Below are 15,432 nucleotides of genomic sequence, written 5' to 3' on the forward strand. Positions count from 1 at the left end.
CTAATAATCCTCCAGTAACCTGTTCTCCTTCTCTACTTTTGCAAATTTCATCATAAAACAAAAAAATCGCGAGCTTCCCGCTCCTTGTTCGGGAGCGACAACCCGCTTCTTGGCTGATTTCGATTCGTTGATCGATTCGATTCTTTATTTTTAAATCAGATTACTGAAGAGCTGTCCAAGCTGTTCCTTCGTAAACCCATCCCAGATTGCAAAGGTAGTTGTTTTCAGCTTTGGATGTTGTGTAGTTATGAGATCCAGCGCCGTTTGCGTATGGATTGTATTGACGAAAAACAGCTACATGATCTCCAGATGGTTCTTTACCTGCTTCGTCAGCAGAATACCATCCAGTACCTTCTGCTTTCCAACCAAATGTTACAAGTGTATCTCTTTCTTCTTCACTCATTGTGTAATGGTGATCACCTGCATTTGGGTTATATAGACGATATACTGCCTGTTTTTCAGTTGCACCTTTAGTTGGAGCAGCTACCCATCCGTAACCTTCATCGTTCCATCCAAGGTTAACTAAAGCTTCTTTTTCTTTCACATCAGCTGTGTAGAAGTGTTCTCCGGAGTTAGGGTTGTATAAACGGTTCATTGGATTAGCTTTTGTAAGTTCAACTGTCATATCAGCAGTTTTACCTCTTAAAGCCACTTCATATGTATATGTAGCTGTTGCATCTGCACCAAGTTTTAAAACACCTGTTTTTGCATCAAAATTATCACCTGTATTCTTAACAGCTGCTTTATCGAAATTTTCGAAAGTTTCTGCTAAGTTTACATTTTCTAATGTTTCAGAAACATAGAATTTTTGATTACCTAACACAGCACCGCCAGCTTTTGTTTTGCTTAAATCTAATGCACCGAAATGGTTACCATCTAATTTCAAATTGTTTTTAATATCGTAGTATTCTACATTGATTGTTTCTAATTCGTTATTAGAAAGACGTAAACCTTCAAATGCAACATGTTCATCAGCTGTTCCTTTTCTTAAAGTTACTTCTGATAAATCGTTATTTTCAGCATTAACAAATTTTAAATTTTCGTAGTCAGCAATATTTAAAGATGCCAGTTTTGTTCCTGTTACTTCTAAATCTGTTAAAGCGTGTTCTTCTTTGCCTTCATCAGTTTTTCTAGTTTTTGGAAGAACGATTTCAGCTAATTCTTTTGCATTGTTAACTTTGATATTTGTTAAATCTGTGTTTGCAGAGAAATCTAATGCATCATTTGTTAATGTAGCATTTTCATCTGTGAACGTTGTTAAACCTGTGAAGTATTCTAAACCTTTGATTTCACCATTGAAGCTAGTAAAAGTAATTCCTTTTACAGATCCCAATGCTTCTGTAGTTACATAACCATCTTTTACTTCGATTGTAGCTCCAACAAATTTTACAGCAGGGTTAACTTCTACAGTTCCCGCATTTAAATCTTCCTTTACTAAATCACCGAAGTTTTCTTTATTCCAAAGCACTTTTGTTGGTTTTGGTGCAACTTGTCCATTGTTGATAACTGGAGTTTTTTCTTCAACAAAATCATCGGCAAAGACAGCGATAGAACCAGACGCAGTGAAAGCCATAGTTGCAGAAGCTAAAGCTGCAAAAAACTTTTTGTTCATAATGTTCCTTCTTGGCATTTTGAGACTTTCCAACTTTCTTTGTCTAAGATTTATGTGGTTAGATAGCTTGTCCTCATTTTATTTATTTTGTTTTCTGTAATTTTTGTCTATAAAATCCCTCAAATATCCACATAACATTAAAAGATTTACCACTAGCGGCGAATTTTAAATACAACAATCGCCACTTTGATCATTAACATGTATCATTACCGGAATAAAAATCAATCATAAATTGCTTTATTTCTAATCCCCTGATGATCGGACGATCGCAACGAAACGCAGAAGTACCAATCACAATGATAAGTTCCCTTTTAGTAGACACTCGAAATAACTCAATCGAGATGTCACTAAAAGGGAACTTTTTTATGTCTAGAAAAACAAAATATACTGCTGAACAAAAACTTTGGGCAGTTCATCAATACCTCAACCATATGATGTCTGCTTCATCTATTGCGTCAGCCCTCAATATGTCTGCGACAGGGCGCAATTTAATTTTCACTTGGGCTCGGCAATATAAATGTAATGGCGTCGACGCATTTAAACCCAGACCATCTAATAGCTCATACACTAAAGAGTTCAAAGAACTTGTTTGCCAAGAATATCTAAGTGGGCAAGGTGGGTTAAAAACCCTTGCTACTCGTCATGGAATTCCATCTGATTCGATCGTTTTCAACTGGGTTAAGAAGTATACTAAAAAAACGAACGAACTGAAGGATTACACTCCTCAGCCGGAGGTATACATGGCACCTAGAAAGAAAACAACTTTAGAAGAAAGACGCAAAATTGTTGCATGGTATTACGCTCATGGTTGTAGCTATAAAGAAACTGCTGCTCATTTTGAATGCAGCTATTCTCAAGTCAGAGATTGGGTTATCAAATTCAACGAGCAAGGTGAAGAAGGTCTGCTGGATCGACGAGGGAAAAGAGTCCCTAAAGAAGAACTCGATGAGAATGAACAGTTACGTAGAGAGTTGAAACGACTACAAGCGATTAATCGTCATCTTGAAATGGAGAATGAACTCTTAAAAAAAGCCGAAGCAACAGAAAGGAGATGGTGGAACGATATAGTCGAGTCAAACGAAATCAAATAATGCAAGAATGGAAAGAACATGACTATAAACTGATCGAACAATATCACGTTCAAAAAAATTGGCCGATTCGAGAAATGTGCCAAATTTTAAGTATTAGTCGTGCGGCTTACTATAAATGGCTTCATCGCAAGGAAAAAGGACCAAATCCAGATGAAATCGAGCTGATCGAAAAAATCCAAGAACTCGCAAAGAAAAAGAAACGTTTATATGGATGTAGAAAAATGTCCAGAAAACTGAAGGACATCTATGGAATTGAAGTAGGTGTCAAGAAAGTGTATCGGATCATGGCGAGATTGAATCTTCTTTCTGTTTATCGTCCAAAGAAACATACTTGGATAAAATCTAATCCTGGACAAACTGCAGAAAATATTTTGAATAGAGATTTCGAAAGTACTGCACCGAATCAAAAATGGGTAACTGATATTACTGAAATCAAAGTACCGAAAACAAATCAAAAACTTTATCTTTCTTCGATTTTAGATTTGTATGATCGCAGCGTTATATCATGGAAAGTCAGTACGAAAAACAATTCCGTGCTTGTTGATGAAACATTAAGAGAAGCATTAGAGAAGAATCCAGGAGGATGCCAGCTATTCCATTCAGATAGAGGTTTTCAATATACGCGTCCCGTATTCTGTCATTGGCTAGAAGAAATGGGGATTCAACAATCTATGTCTCGGGTTGGAAGATGTATAGACAACGCAAGTATGGAAGGATTTCAAGGAATTGTAAAAGACATACTCTTTATTCTGCACCCAGAAATCAATTCAATAGAGAGTTGCATCCAAGCTGTATCAGAGACCATTGAATTTTATATGAACGAATATCCACAAGAACGTTTTCATGGAAAAACACCAGCCGTAGTGCGAGCAGAGGCATTCAAAACGGATCATCCAGCAGAATATCCAATTCAACCGAATTTGAGAATCCAGAAATTCTGGAAAAAAATCGAGCAAAAAAATTGGTAATGAATGGCTAGCCATTCATTACCAATACACAACTATATTTAGTTATTTCATAGTGTCTACTTTACAAGGACGCATCACAATGACTTCTTTTTTGTTATACGTGAAATAGCACTTTCACTCTCTTTAGGCGTTGAATCCAATCTAAAAATGTTCGATTTGGATAAAGATAATGTGTACATATTTATAAATTCTATTTTGATCTGATTAAGAATAAGAATAGCGTGTACCAGAAAACGGTAAATAACTCATAGAAAAAACCTCCAATATTATCTAGGTCGAGTCTACCTGATAAAATTGGAGGTTGTAATCCCGTGTGAATCGTAAAAAGTTATATTGGTTATTTAATAAACAGATTTTAATCCAAGTATATTTATATATTATAGAAACGTATTATTCGCCTAAAACTTCTTTTACAGTTTTATAAACTTTTACAGCATTCATACTACCGTAATCTTTAATGTCAATTGCTAAAACAGGAACGTCAGTTTTCTCTTGAACTTCATTTTTTAGAAATCGAATTTGTGGTCCCAATAAAATGACACTTGCATTTTCAAGATGATCATTAATTTCTGATACAGGAACCGCAATGACATTAGGCTCTTTTCCGTCTTTTGTCATTTCTTGTTCTAATTTCATTTTTAAAATGCTTGTGCTCATACCTGCATTACATGCTAATACAATTCTCATCGTCCTTATTCCTCCTCTTCAGCAAGTTTTTGTTTTTCAAATGCTTTGAAAAATGGTAAATAAATTAAAATATCGATAATAATCAGTGCAATAACAAGAATAACTGCCTTAATATCCATTGTATCGATCAGTGCAGCAATTGGTGAAAACATATTCCAACTTGCATACGCAAAAGTTTTGGCAACTAATCCGCTACTCATAGCTAAATATGTAATAACTCCATTCAAAGGCATAACGATAATAAATGGAATCATCATAATCGGGTTATACATTAATGGTAATCCGAAAATCAATGGTTCATTAATGTTAAACAAAGAAGGAATGAAAGATAATTTACCAATCGTTCTTAATTGTTTTGATTTACTTGTCAGAGCTAAGAATGCCAAACCAAGAGTAGCACCACTTCCTCCAATAGCCATAAAGTTCCACCAGAATGGTGCTGTTACAACATGTGGTAAAGCCATTGCAGCTGTACCTGCAGCAAATGCAGCCGCATTCGCTCCTAAGTTGCTGTAAAAGAATGGGTCCAATGCACTTGTGATAACAGAATCGTGAATTCCAAACCACCAGAACACCATAACTAACACTGCCAAGATGATTACGCCCCAAATATTATCTACTGCAGAAACCAATGGATTCATAATGATTGTGATAACTTGAGGTAAATTGATGCTAGTGAAAGTAAATAATAAGTTGTTTAAAAATGCTGTTAAAACTACAACAATAGCTACTGGAACCAAGTTACCAATAGAGTCTGCTAATGCAGGTGGAACACCTGAACCTTCTAAATTAATTCGTCCAACTTTTTTCTCTACAAGTACACGATACAATTCAAACGAAATAATTCCTACAAAGATTGCTGTAAATAGTCCTGTTGCATCAAATGCTGCAAAGCTAAGTGTACGCTCTGCGTTCATGCTTGCAGAAATAATAAAAGAGGACATCGTTACTAAAAGAGGCATCATCGAATTGATTTTGTACTCTTTGCATAAATTGTAAGAGATACCTAGCGCAACATACAAAGACATCAGCGGCATAGTCACATTAAACACATAATCTAGAACAGGACTTGTAAAATCTGCAAAACTTTGCCAGCCAGCCATAATAGACTGTAAAAAGCCAGGTTCCATTGTCGTATAATCAACTGGTGGTGAAATCAATACCAACGCAAAACTACCAATTGTAAAAAATGGAATTAAGAACAAAAATGTACTTTGTAAAGCTTTTAAATATTTTTGACTAGATAACTTTGTTGCAACCGGAGCAACTTTAGTTTCTATGAATTGACTCATTTTATTCATCATTTTTTAATTCCTCCTCAATTTTCTTTTTGTACCAGTAATAACTGGCTTTAGGAATTCTCTTATTATCATTTTCATAATCGATATAAACTAGACCATATCTTTTTTTGTATCCGTTTATCCAACTGTACAAATCCATTGTTGACCAGACAAAATAGCCTCGTACATCGCAACCTTCTTTTTGGGCCTGACGAATCCAATCGATAAATCCATTTAAAAATTCTATTCTATATTGATCGTTTACTTTTCCATCTACCAACTCATCGTAATAACCCAATCCATTTTCAGTAATGATTATTGGCGTATTAGGATATTTATCTTTTAAGTCTAGTAAAAGGTTATATACAGATTTTGGATACAACTCACATCCCCATGCATTTTTTTGCGTATTTGGATCTTCATCTAATTCAAACCAGTTTTTAATGATGGTTGAATTCTTTGTGACTCCATCTCCTGTATTATTTGCGATCATACATGTTTCCCCTGAAGTGTATGGTTTTACAAGGGTACGGTCATATGCGTTGATACCTAAATAATCAACTGTCCCTTTTTTAAAGATTTCTTCATCTTCTTTTTTCATGTATGAAAGATCGTAATCTAGAGCTAGTTTTTCAATAAAATCTGCTGGGAATTCTCCATAAACCGCAACATCATTAACGCATCGATTATAAAATAAATCTGCATTATGCATTGCTTCCCTATACTGTTCATTATCAACTAACGATTCAATCGAATAACTATCACTTACAAGTCCAATTGTTCCTTCATAATTCAACTTACGATACTCAACAATAGCACCAGCACTTGCCAATAATAGGTGATACATCGCTTTCCATCGTCTGGATAAGTCTCTGACGTTTGGAGGATAATTTCCTCGGCCATAGCAACAATATGTTTCGTAGTTTGGTTCATTAATTGTTGCCCAATATTTAACTCGGCCACCAAAATTTTCAAAACAAACTTTTGCATATCGAATAAATGCAGTTACAGTTTCTCTATTTTCCCAACCACCATTTTTGAATAAGTCTACGGGCATATCATAATGGTATAAGGTAACCAGAGGCTCTACCCCATATTTTTCACAAGTATCAAGAATGCGATTATAATAAGCAATTCCTTCTTGATTCACGGTACTCTGACTATTTGCTAAAATACGTGTCCAACAAATTGAAAAACGATATGCATTTTGACCACCTTCAGACAATAGGCGAATGTCTTCTTCATATCTATGATAATGATCACAAGCAACATCTCCGGTAACCGGGTTTACATTGTTTTTTTCGCTATGACAAAAATCATCCCAGTTTGATAAACCTTTGTTTCCTTCCAACCATCCACCTTCGCATTGATAGGCAGAAGTTGCGCTTCCCCATAAAAATTTATCCATAAATTAATCCTCTTTACTTAAAATTTTAATGAGCTGTTTTGCAATACGTTGATACATAATCGTCGACATTAAATGGTCTTGGGCATGAATTAAAATAACGTTTGTCCGAATTTGTTCACCACTTGCTTCAGCAACTAATAAATCTGTTTGTGATTTATGTGCTTTATTTAATTCAATATCTCCCAAATTCATTAACTCTTCCGCTTGCTCTTTATTATTTTTATTCATTTCTTCGACAGCTTCGTAAAAATAAGAAAAAGCATTTCCTGCATAACTAATAATCTCGAATGATATTTCCTGTATTCTTTCTTCGGTCATTCATAATTTCCTTTCTAAAACAAATTGCGCGCTTTGTTTATCTGGAAATATTATCTGTTACGCAAAATGCAATCTCAATTTGTAAATTGCGCACTACGTCGCAATTAAAAAATGTGGGATACGACGCAATATAAAACGTAAAAAGATTGTGGGATAATACGAAAAAAGAAATTTTACAAAACATATGACTTTTCTTATTGTAAAATCATATGCAATTCTTTATGCGAAGAGGTTATATAAAATGAACGAACTAACAAATAGACAATCAAAAATACTTCAAGAAATATATACTCATAAACAATTAAAGGGGAGCGAATTGGCTGTGCTTTTAGATTGTTCTGTTCGTACAATTCAAAATGAAATAAATGCTATAAATCGAAAAAACAAATTGATAATTTCTTCAAATCAAGGTTATACAATCGATGAGGAACAATATGTATCCATCTGTAACTTCAATGAATATCCTCAAAAAGATCATGAAGCTCTAAAAATCTTATTATTTAGCAATGAACCTGTTCATATATATGATTTATCCGATTCATTGTATGTGAGCGTAACAACACTAGAAAAACAATTAAAATCATATTCACAATTATTAAAAGACTATTCGTTAATACTAGAAAGACATAAAGGATATTTATCTATAAGTGGAGATGAAATTAACAAAAGGCAGCTAATTAAAAATTTAATCATTAATGAAACCAACGGAAATTTTATGAATATCGATTCATTCAGTCCCTATTTCGATAATATAGAACTTGCAAATACAAAACACTTCTTAGAAGAAATCATACAAAAACACAACTATTATATTGATCCCGTTTATGCCAATACATTGACTATTTCTTTATCTGTCGCCTTATATAGAATGCAGACTCACCATTACATCGATTCAGATGTGATATATAAAAGTGACGAATCTTCTATAGAATTCGAAATTGCTGTACAAGTTTTAAATTACTACAAATATAAATACGATTTAACCCCAACCAAAAGTGATATTCAATACATTTCTTCGTTAATCGCCGGACAGATTAAACCCTATAAAATATCACTTACCAATTCATCCAAATTCATTGATGAAGAATTTCAAAACGACATAAAAAATATATTGAATGATGCTTTTGAGAACTACATGCTGGATATAGATTTTTCAGAAAATATTTATAGTTTTTCCATGCACGTTGATGGGTTAATCAAACGTTCTAAAGCTATGCAACCTGCATATAACTACGCAGTAAAAAGCTTAAAGGCTGATCATCCATTTATTTACGAAGTAGCTGTATATATAGCAAATCAAATCTCTAATCAGTATTCAATAAAAATTAATGATTCAGAAATTGGATTTATTTGTATTTACATTGGATCCCTCGTTGAAAATGCAATCTATAGATCAAAAATACATTGCCTGTTTGTTTGTGAAAACTATCATCAAATCAAAGATAATTTATTTAACAGACTTGCAACCTTATTACCAAAATACGTTAAACTCGAATGCAAAGATACAAATGAATTCAATGCATCTAATTATGACTTAATTATCACCACAGACTCATCATCCAAACTTTCAAAAAACATTATTGAAATCTCGCCTTTTTTAACAAGACAAGACTTTGATAAGATCAACAAACAAATACAAACTATAGCCAACTTGCATACATTAGAAAAAAATCAAATTCTGTTTGCTGATTTTTTTAGTAAGGATTTATTTTATGTCCGAGATGATTTTGATGATAAATATTCTTTATTGGACTTTTTGTCTAATGAAATGATTAAATGTGGAATTGCTAATGAGCATTTTACTGACTCTGTCATACAAAGAGAAAAATTATCCAGCACGTCTTTTGGAGCAAAATACGCAATTCCCCATGCAATAGAATTAAATTCGAATAAAACAATGGTAAGTGTTCTTGTTTCCCATAAAGGAATACAATGGGATCAAGATAACATTGTATATATCGTATTGATGATCGCTGTGCATAAGGAAGATCGAAACGAATTCATAGAATTATATGAAAATATTATTAGATCGCTAGAAAATCCATATAAAATATCAAAACTATCGAGCATAAATTCGTTTAAAGAATTCAAGGATATTTTACTAAACAACAATTAAATTTCTCTCTTGTCTTTAAATAAAAAGTTCCTGATCTACAGAATCCGATAAATACAAGAAAAATATTCATAGTGACAAATTCCCTTTTAGTAGACACTCGAAATAGCTCAATCGAGTCGCCACTATAAGGGAATTTTTATGTATTGCACATTTTTGTCCTCCTTAACGGAGTAACATTGCTAGTAAGGTGGCACAGATTTCAAATCCGAACAGCCTTTGAATGGACCATTTTTAGAATCCGAAAACACTTATTTTATTTAACTTAACTTTCATAATCCTCAATGACTCTGTTCTCCTTTGCTACTTTTGAAGACTTGATCATAAATCAAAAAAATTGCGAGCTTCCCGCTCCTTGTTCTGGAGCGACAACCCGCTTCTTGGCTGATTTTGATTCGTTGATCGATTCGATTCTTTGTTTTTAAATCAGACTACTGAAGAGCTGTCCAAGCTGTTCCTTCGTAAATCCATCCTAAGGATACTAAGTAGTTATTTTCAGCTTTGTCAGTTGTGTAGTTGTGAGATCCAGCACCGTTTGCGTATGGGTTGTATTGACGGTAAACAGTTACTCCACCATCGGAATACCATCCAACGTTTTCATCTTTCCATCCATATGCTACAAGAGTATTTTTTTCTTCTTCACTCATTGTGTAGTGGTGATCTCCAGCGTTTGGATTGTAAAGACGGAATACTTTAGCACCAGTTCCTTCTTTTGGAGCTACCCATCCGTAACCTTCATCGTTCCATCCAAGGTTCACTAAAGCTGCCTTTTCTTCTAAATCAGCTGTGTAGAAGTGTTCACCAGAGTTAGGGTTATATAAACGGTTCATTGGGTTAGCTGCTGTCAATTTAACAGAAAGAGTTTTATTTGTAGCACCTAATAAAGTGTCGTATTCATAAGTAGTCGTTCCTGTTGTTTCCAGAGTTAATACGCCAGTTTCTTGATCGTACTTGTCAGATTTAGCGACTGCTTTTTTATCGAAGTTTTCGAAAGTTTCAGCTAAGTTTACATTTTCTAATGTTTCAGAAACATAGAATGTTTGTTCACCTAAAGTAGCAGTTGTAGCAGTTGTGTTGCTTAAATCTAATGCACCAATGTGGTTATTGCTTAATGTAAGTGTTGTGAATTTAGTGTTTGCTAAATCTACTGTTTCTAAGTTGTTGTTAGATAAGTCTAAAGTTGTATATACTCTAGGTTCTCTTTTTGTACCATGTTGTACACTAACTTCTTGTAAATTGCTGTTACCAGTTGCAGTAATTTCTTTTAAAGTATCTTGAGCAGTAAGATCTAAAGAAGTTAATGCAGTACCAGTTACAGTTAATTTTCCTAATTTATATTCTTCAGTTTTATCTTCATTTACAAATGCTTCTGGTAAAACGATTTCTGTTAAATCAGCAGCTTTTGTAACTTTGATTTCTGTTAAAGATGTGTTTGCAGAGAAATCTAATGTTGCATTTGTTACGTTTTTTTCGTTGTTTACAAGACTATCATCAAATTTTGTTAATTCAGTGAAGTATTCTAAACCTTTAACTTCACCTTCAAAATATTGTTGTAAATTGATTTCTTTAACTTTTGCTAAGTCAGCAGTTTTAACTTCTTCATTTTCTTTTAAAGTAACATCAAGTCCTTTAAAAGTATCTTTTTGTTTTACAACAGTGACTAAATCACCGAAGTTTTCTTTATTCCATTTAACTGTTTCTGGAAGTGGTGTTACATCTCCATTGTCAACAACAGGAGTTTTTTCTTCAACAAAATCATCGGCAAAGACAGCGATAGAACCAGACGCAGTGAAAGCCATAGTTGCAGAAGCTAAAGCTGCAAAAAACTTTTTGTTCATAATGTTCCTTCTTAGCGTTTTGGCACTTCGATCAGTTTTTCGTTCATCATCAATGCTTCTGTCCGATAATTCTCAAGTAATCTATTCTCCTTCTCTACTTTTTCAGATTTCATCATAAATTAAAAAAATGTGAGCTTCCCGCTCCTTGTTCTGGAGCGACAACCCGCTTCTTGGCTGATTTCGATTCGTTGATCGATTCGATTCTTTATTTTTAAATCAGACTACTGAAGAGCGAACCAAGCTTTTCCTTCGTAAATCCATCCTAAGGATACTAAGTAGTTGTTTTCAGCTTTGTCAGTTGTGTAGTTGTGAGATCCAGCACCGTTTGCGTATGGGTTATATTGACGGTAAACAGGTGTTTTGTCTTCTGCTGCAGAATACCATCCCACTTTTTCATCTTTCCAACCGTATGCTACAAGTGTGTCTCTTTCATCTTCACTCATAGTGTAGTGGTGATCACCAGCGTTTGGATTGTACAGACGGTAAACAGCTTGTTCTTCTTTTGCACCTTTAGTTGGAGCAGCTACCCATCCGTAACCTTCGTCATTCCATCCAAGGTTAACTAAAGCTTCTTTTTCTTTAATATCAGCTGTGTAGAAGTGTTCACCAGAGTTAGGGTTGTATAAACGGTTCATTGGGTTTGCAGCGTTAAGATTAACTGTAATAGTTTTTGTATCAGCGCCGCCTACTCGTGTGTTGTAAGTATATTTGTTAGTAGCGTCTGCTAAATCCAAAACACCTGTTTCACTGTTGAAACCAGCAGATGTTACATAGTCAACATCAAGATTAGCGAATGTTTCTTTTAAGTTAACATTTGCTGCTTTTTCATAAACGTAGAATGTTTTTGTCAATTGAAAATTGGTCCATTTGCGTAATTGAAATCTGATCCACTTAAGGGAGAAGAATACTGCTCTTTCAAGAGCAGTCCCTTCTCCTTAACACCCCTAGGGGTGTCGCGTTTTTTTAAATTTATTTCTCTGATTTTTCTTCAACCCATTTCTTCGTTTCTTTCAGCCTATAGCTCTGACCAGTCATATTGATCATGTGAGCCTTATAAGCAAGTCTATCTATCATCGCTGCTGTCAATACTTCGTCCCTGAAGATCTCTTTCCATCGATTGAGCTCCAGGTTACTGGTGACAACGATGGATTTCTTGCCATTTCGGCTTGAAATCAAATTAAATAGTATTTCTCCTGATTTCTGATCGAATGAGCAATAACCTAGTTCGTCTAGTATCACAAGATCAAAACTTTCAAAACGTTTCTTATAGCGAAGAATTTGGTTCTGGCTCATTGCTTCTCGGATCTCAATCAAAAGATCAGATACACCAATAAATAGAACGCTCATGTTGTTCAAGCAGGCTTCTACACCTAGACAGATTGATAACGCACTTTTTCCTGTCCCTGGATTCCCAATAAGTATCACGTTTTCTCCTTTTTGGATAAACTCTAAAGTCGATAACTCTTTTACTTTCTGCTGAATCTCAATTCTTAGATGTTCCGTCTGAAAATCTTCGAGTGTCATTCGATTGGGAAAATGCGCTAACTGCAGCCGTTTTTGGATACAGTTCTCATTCCGACTCATCGTCTCCCCCTTAAGAATCTCTTCTAGGAATTCTGCATAATCTGGTTTATTTTCTCTTGCATCCGCAATGAGATCTCTGTAGTTATTCCGAATAAAGGGCAGGCGAAGTCTTTTGGCATATACTTCTATCATCATTTTCATACTCACTTTCTAGGCAAACAGTGCCTGGTATCCCTGCAATTGATCAGCTAGGGGCTCGTAAACTGGTTGAGGGAAGGGCGCTTGGCAAGCTTCCATTTTGAGCAATTCTTTCAGTTGATCTAAAGGAAGATTCTTATTCCGAGTGAGTATAGCTATGAATTCCTCTCGGTTTTTCGCTAAAATAGTTGTCGTAAATAGTTTTAAGTTCTGGTTCAGCTTTGAGGGCGGCGCTGTTTCTCAATGCTCCAGGCTTTTTTCTCAGCGTGCTTAGATAGTGTCGTATATCGAAGCACGTTTTTTGTTTTTCCATCATTGATTCTTCTATGTTCAGCAACTTGACTATGTTCGTAATAGACCTTAACTGTTTCTGTATAAATTTTCACTCTGACTTCTTTGCCGACGAGATGATCAGGAACCGAATACTGATTTCCATCTACGCTGATCAAAGAATACTTGTTGACTGTTCGGTCAACAATTTTTGCGGATTCGTAATCTGGAAGAATAGGGATAAGAAATAACTGTTCTTCCTTCCATTTTGTGTCCTTATTCAGATCGACAAGGCATTTTTTAAGCCACATTCTTGCTTCTTCTAAACTGTCAAACTGATATTTCAAGGCAAAGCTTTTATTTCTAACAACTTCTACTGACCGTTCAACCGATCCTTTCTCGTTTCCAGAAAATGCGTTGGTCACATTGACCAGAAAGCCATAGTAATGGGCAAAACGGATCAATTCTGGATTGATTTCTTTTTCAGTTTTACCGATGAATTTTGAGATGACGTTTCTCATATTGTCGAAAACGCCTTCTTTAAAGCATCCTCCAACTTCATGAAAGAAGCGGATCATTGATTCGAAAAATACCTGACTTTTTTGATTTTCGTATAAGTAAGCAGCTCTATATCCTGACCAAGGAGAAGTCATAACCGCCAAGTAAAATGTTTTTTTCTGACCGTTAATCATCAACTTCACTTCGCCAAAGTCGTATTCAAATCTATCTCCTGGTTCATATCGTTGGCTGATGAAGCATTCTTTGTGTCGGTTTTTCTTTTCTTTGATCTTTTTTGTGATCGTCGATAATCCAACATCGAATCCAGCGTCTTTGATTAATTCCCAGATCTGCATGCATGTTAGATGTTGTTTATGAGAAGTCCCCAATAAACGTGTTTTTTCCTCTTCGTTTTCAAGAATTTGATCCAGTAAAGCATCTACTTCTGGAGTGTACTTTCTTGGGCGCCGTGTTGAAGTGTTGTAAGAAGGAGGAACAAGACACTCCTCGATCAATACCTGACTATTTTCCCAGGTTGGATTATCCACAAGAGAAGCTCTGTTCTCTTTGAATTTACGATAATACTTTTCTCCAGTTGTTCTCGATATAGCACACAGCTCAGCAGCTTTTCTAGATGAAATTCCGCTTTCTCGTAAATCTATATATTCAAAAATCTTCATAATTGAAAGCACCTTTCTTGTCCTCCTTTACGGAGAAACATTACAAGCAAGGTGGTACAGATTTCAAATCCGATCAGCACTTTTTTGGCCCATTTTTAAAATACGAAAAACAGTAGAAAACTTGAGTTCCTAAAGTAGCATTTTTTGGAGCAGTTGTTTTGCTTAAATCTAATGCACCGATATGGTTACCACCAAGATCTAATTTTGTTTCGATTTCGTAGTTATCTAAATTAATTGTTTCTAATGCGTTTCCTGCAAGATCTAAAGTTGTTAATTTAGCAGGTTTTGCAGCTGTTGCTGTTTTAAGAGTCAATTCTTTCAAACTTTTGTTACGTTTTACTACAACCGAACCATTTGAACCATCTTTAACTAATTTATCTTGTGCAGAAAGATCTAATTTTGTTAATTTAGTTCCAACTAATTTTAAGGATTTTAAAGAATATTCTTCTTCTTTTTTATCATTAACAAATGCTTTTGGAAGTTTGATTTCTGCTAATTCATTTGCTTTTGTTAAAGATAATGTTTCTAATTTTGTGTTTGCAGAGAAATCTAATGCTTCGTTTGTAACTTTTCCTGTTTCAGCAGTGAAAGATGTTAATTTAGTAAAGTATTCTAAACCTCTTACTTCGCCTTCAAATCCAGCTTGTAATTCGATAGCAGCAATTTCTTCTAATTTAGAAGTTTCAACTTCTTTATCTTTTTCCAAAACAACTTCGTTTGTATCTGCTTTTTTAAATTTAACCGCACCTGCTTCAACTAAAGCACCAAAGTTTGCTTTGTTGAAAACAACTTTTGTTGGGTTTTCTTGAAGATCGCCTGGAGTAACAACATTGGATTCTTCAACAAAATCATCGGCAAAGACAGCGATAGAACCAGACGCAGTGAAAGCCATAGTTGCAGAAGCTAAAGCTGCAAAAAACTTTTTGTTCATAATGTTCCTTCTTAGA

At 34.7% G+C, this 15,432-nt stretch carries 13 protein-coding genes; 3 read left to right on the forward strand and 10 right to left on the reverse strand.

Going from position 1 to position 15,432, the window contains the following annotated elements:
- Nucleotides 1–160: 160 nt before the first annotated feature.
- Nucleotides 161–1,612, reverse strand: a complete 1,452-nt coding sequence (locus ALLST_RS11310; protein ID WP_019893370.1) for a hypothetical protein — start codon at nucleotides 1,610–1,612, stop codon at nucleotides 161–163.
- Nucleotides 1,613–1,977: 365 nt separating this feature from the next.
- On the opposite strand from ALLST_RS11310, the gene ALLST_RS0106720 reads away from it, so the two are divergent.
- Together ALLST_RS0106720 and ALLST_RS0106725 are read left to right on the forward strand one after the other, a co-directional pair.
- Nucleotides 1,978–2,703, forward strand: coding sequence for a transposase (locus tag ALLST_RS0106720; RefSeq protein WP_026472828.1), 726 nt, complete (start codon nucleotides 1,978–1,980; stop codon nucleotides 2,701–2,703).
- Complete coding sequence (locus ALLST_RS0106725; RefSeq protein WP_019892466.1) at nucleotides 2,703–3,671, forward strand: IS3 family transposase; 969 nt, start codon at nucleotides 2,703–2,705, stop codon at nucleotides 3,669–3,671. Before ALLST_RS0106720 ends, ALLST_RS0106725 begins: the two co-directional genes overlap by 1 nt.
- Nucleotides 3,672–4,061: 390 nt before the next feature.
- On the opposite strand, the gene ALLST_RS0106730 is transcribed toward ALLST_RS0106725, so the two are convergent.
- From ALLST_RS0106730 to ALLST_RS0106745, 4 genes are read right to left on the reverse strand one after another with little or no spacing between them, the layout of a single operon-like run.
- Entirely contained in the window at nucleotides 4,062–4,358 is a 297-nt protein-coding gene (locus ALLST_RS0106730; RefSeq protein WP_019893373.1) for a PTS sugar transporter subunit IIB, read from the reverse strand.
- 5 nt (nucleotides 4,359–4,363) lie between these two features.
- A complete protein-coding gene (locus ALLST_RS0106735; RefSeq protein ID WP_245553766.1) occupies nucleotides 4,364–5,650 on the reverse strand; it encodes a PTS sugar transporter subunit IIC in 1,287 nt (428 codons plus the stop codon).
- A gap of 1 nt (nucleotide 5,651) precedes the next feature.
- Nucleotides 5,652–7,046, reverse strand: a complete 1,395-nt coding sequence (locus tag ALLST_RS0106740; RefSeq protein WP_019893376.1) for a glycoside hydrolase family 1 protein — start codon at nucleotides 7,044–7,046, stop codon at nucleotides 5,652–5,654.
- A 3-nt stretch (nucleotides 7,047–7,049) separates the two neighbouring features.
- The gene (locus ALLST_RS0106745) at nucleotides 7,050–7,364 is read right to left on the reverse strand and encodes a PTS sugar transporter subunit IIA (protein ID WP_019893377.1); all 315 of its coding nucleotides are present in this window, start codon (nucleotides 7,362–7,364) and stop codon (nucleotides 7,050–7,052) included.
- A gap of 241 nt (nucleotides 7,365–7,605) precedes the next feature.
- On the opposite strand from ALLST_RS0106745, the gene ALLST_RS0106750 reads away from it, so the two are divergent.
- Nucleotides 7,606–9,480, forward strand: coding sequence for a BglG family transcription antiterminator (locus tag ALLST_RS0106750; protein WP_019893378.1), 1,875 nt, complete (start codon nucleotides 7,606–7,608; stop codon nucleotides 9,478–9,480).
- A gap of 428 nt (nucleotides 9,481–9,908) precedes the next feature.
- Here ALLST_RS0106750 and ALLST_RS11315 read toward each other — a convergent pair whose 3' ends face one another.
- From ALLST_RS11315 to ALLST_RS0106780, 5 genes are all read right to left on the reverse strand, one after another.
- Nucleotides 9,909–11,315, reverse strand: a complete 1,407-nt coding sequence (locus ALLST_RS11315; RefSeq protein WP_019893379.1) for a hypothetical protein — start codon at nucleotides 11,313–11,315, stop codon at nucleotides 9,909–9,911.
- A 221-nt stretch (nucleotides 11,316–11,536) separates the two neighbouring features.
- Nucleotides 11,537–12,166, reverse strand: a complete 630-nt coding sequence (locus ALLST_RS10375) for a hypothetical protein (RefSeq protein ID WP_019893381.1) — start codon at nucleotides 12,164–12,166, stop codon at nucleotides 11,537–11,539.
- Between the two features lie 118 nt (nucleotides 12,167–12,284).
- Nucleotides 12,285–13,040: an IS21-like element helper ATPase IstB gene (gene istB, locus ALLST_RS0106770; RefSeq protein WP_019892562.1), complete on the reverse strand. Its 756-nt coding sequence runs from the start codon at nucleotides 13,038–13,040 to the stop codon at nucleotides 12,285–12,287.
- Nucleotides 13,041–13,252: 212 nt separating this feature from the next.
- The gene (istA, locus tag ALLST_RS0106775; protein ID WP_026472831.1) at nucleotides 13,253–14,485 is read right to left on the reverse strand and encodes an IS21 family transposase; all 1,233 of its coding nucleotides are present in this window, start codon (nucleotides 14,483–14,485) and stop codon (nucleotides 13,253–13,255) included.
- 73 nt (nucleotides 14,486–14,558) lie between these two features.
- Nucleotides 14,559–15,416, reverse strand: coding sequence for a leucine-rich repeat domain-containing protein (locus ALLST_RS0106780; protein ID WP_019893382.1), 858 nt, complete (start codon nucleotides 15,414–15,416; stop codon nucleotides 14,559–14,561).
- Nucleotides 15,417–15,432 lie beyond the last annotated feature (16 nt).

This window comes from Allobaculum stercoricanis DSM 13633, assembly GCF_000384195.1.
Classification (GTDB): domain Bacteria; phylum Bacillota_I; class Bacilli_A; order Erysipelotrichales; family Erysipelotrichaceae; genus Allobaculum; species Allobaculum stercoricanis.

What these genes read in the sequence shown, in the direction of transcription:
- ALLST_RS0106730 (WP_019893373.1), bottom strand. Translation starts at nt 4,358, where the DNA reads ATGAGAATTGTATTAGCATGTAATGCAGGTATGAGCACAAGCATTTTA.
- ALLST_RS0106735 (WP_245553766.1), bottom strand. Translation starts at nt 5,650, where the DNA reads ATGAGTCAATTCATAGAAACTAAAGTTGCTCCGGTTGCAACAAAGTTA.
- ALLST_RS0106780 (WP_019893382.1), bottom strand. Translation starts at nt 15,416, where the DNA reads ATGAACAAAAAGTTTTTTGCAGCTTTAGCTTCTGCAACTATGGCTTTC.
- istB (WP_019892562.1), bottom strand. Translation starts at nt 13,040, where the DNA reads ATGAAAATGATGATAGAAGTATATGCCAAAAGACTTCGCCTGCCCTTT.
- ALLST_RS11315 (WP_019893379.1), bottom strand. Translation starts at nt 11,315, where the DNA reads ATGAACAAAAAGTTTTTTGCAGCTTTAGCTTCTGCAACTATGGCTTTC.
- ALLST_RS0106745 (WP_019893377.1), bottom strand. Translation starts at nt 7,364, where the DNA reads ATGACCGAAGAAAGAATACAGGAAATATCATTCGAGATTATTAGTTAT.
- ALLST_RS11310 (WP_019893370.1), bottom strand. Translation starts at nt 1,612, where the DNA reads ATGAACAAAAAGTTTTTTGCAGCTTTAGCTTCTGCAACTATGGCTTTC.
- ALLST_RS0106725 (WP_019892466.1), top strand. Translation starts at nt 2,703, where the DNA reads ATGCAAGAATGGAAAGAACATGACTATAAACTGATCGAACAATATCAC.
- istA (WP_026472831.1), bottom strand. Translation starts at nt 14,485, where the DNA reads ATGAAGATTTTTGAATATATAGATTTACGAGAAAGCGGAATTTCATCT.
- ALLST_RS0106750 (WP_019893378.1), top strand. Translation starts at nt 7,606, where the DNA reads ATGAACGAACTAACAAATAGACAATCAAAAATACTTCAAGAAATATAT.
- ALLST_RS0106720 (WP_026472828.1), top strand. Translation starts at nt 1,978, where the DNA reads ATGTCTAGAAAAACAAAATATACTGCTGAACAAAAACTTTGGGCAGTT.
- ALLST_RS0106740 (WP_019893376.1), bottom strand. Translation starts at nt 7,046, where the DNA reads ATGGATAAATTTTTATGGGGAAGCGCAACTTCTGCCTATCAATGCGAA.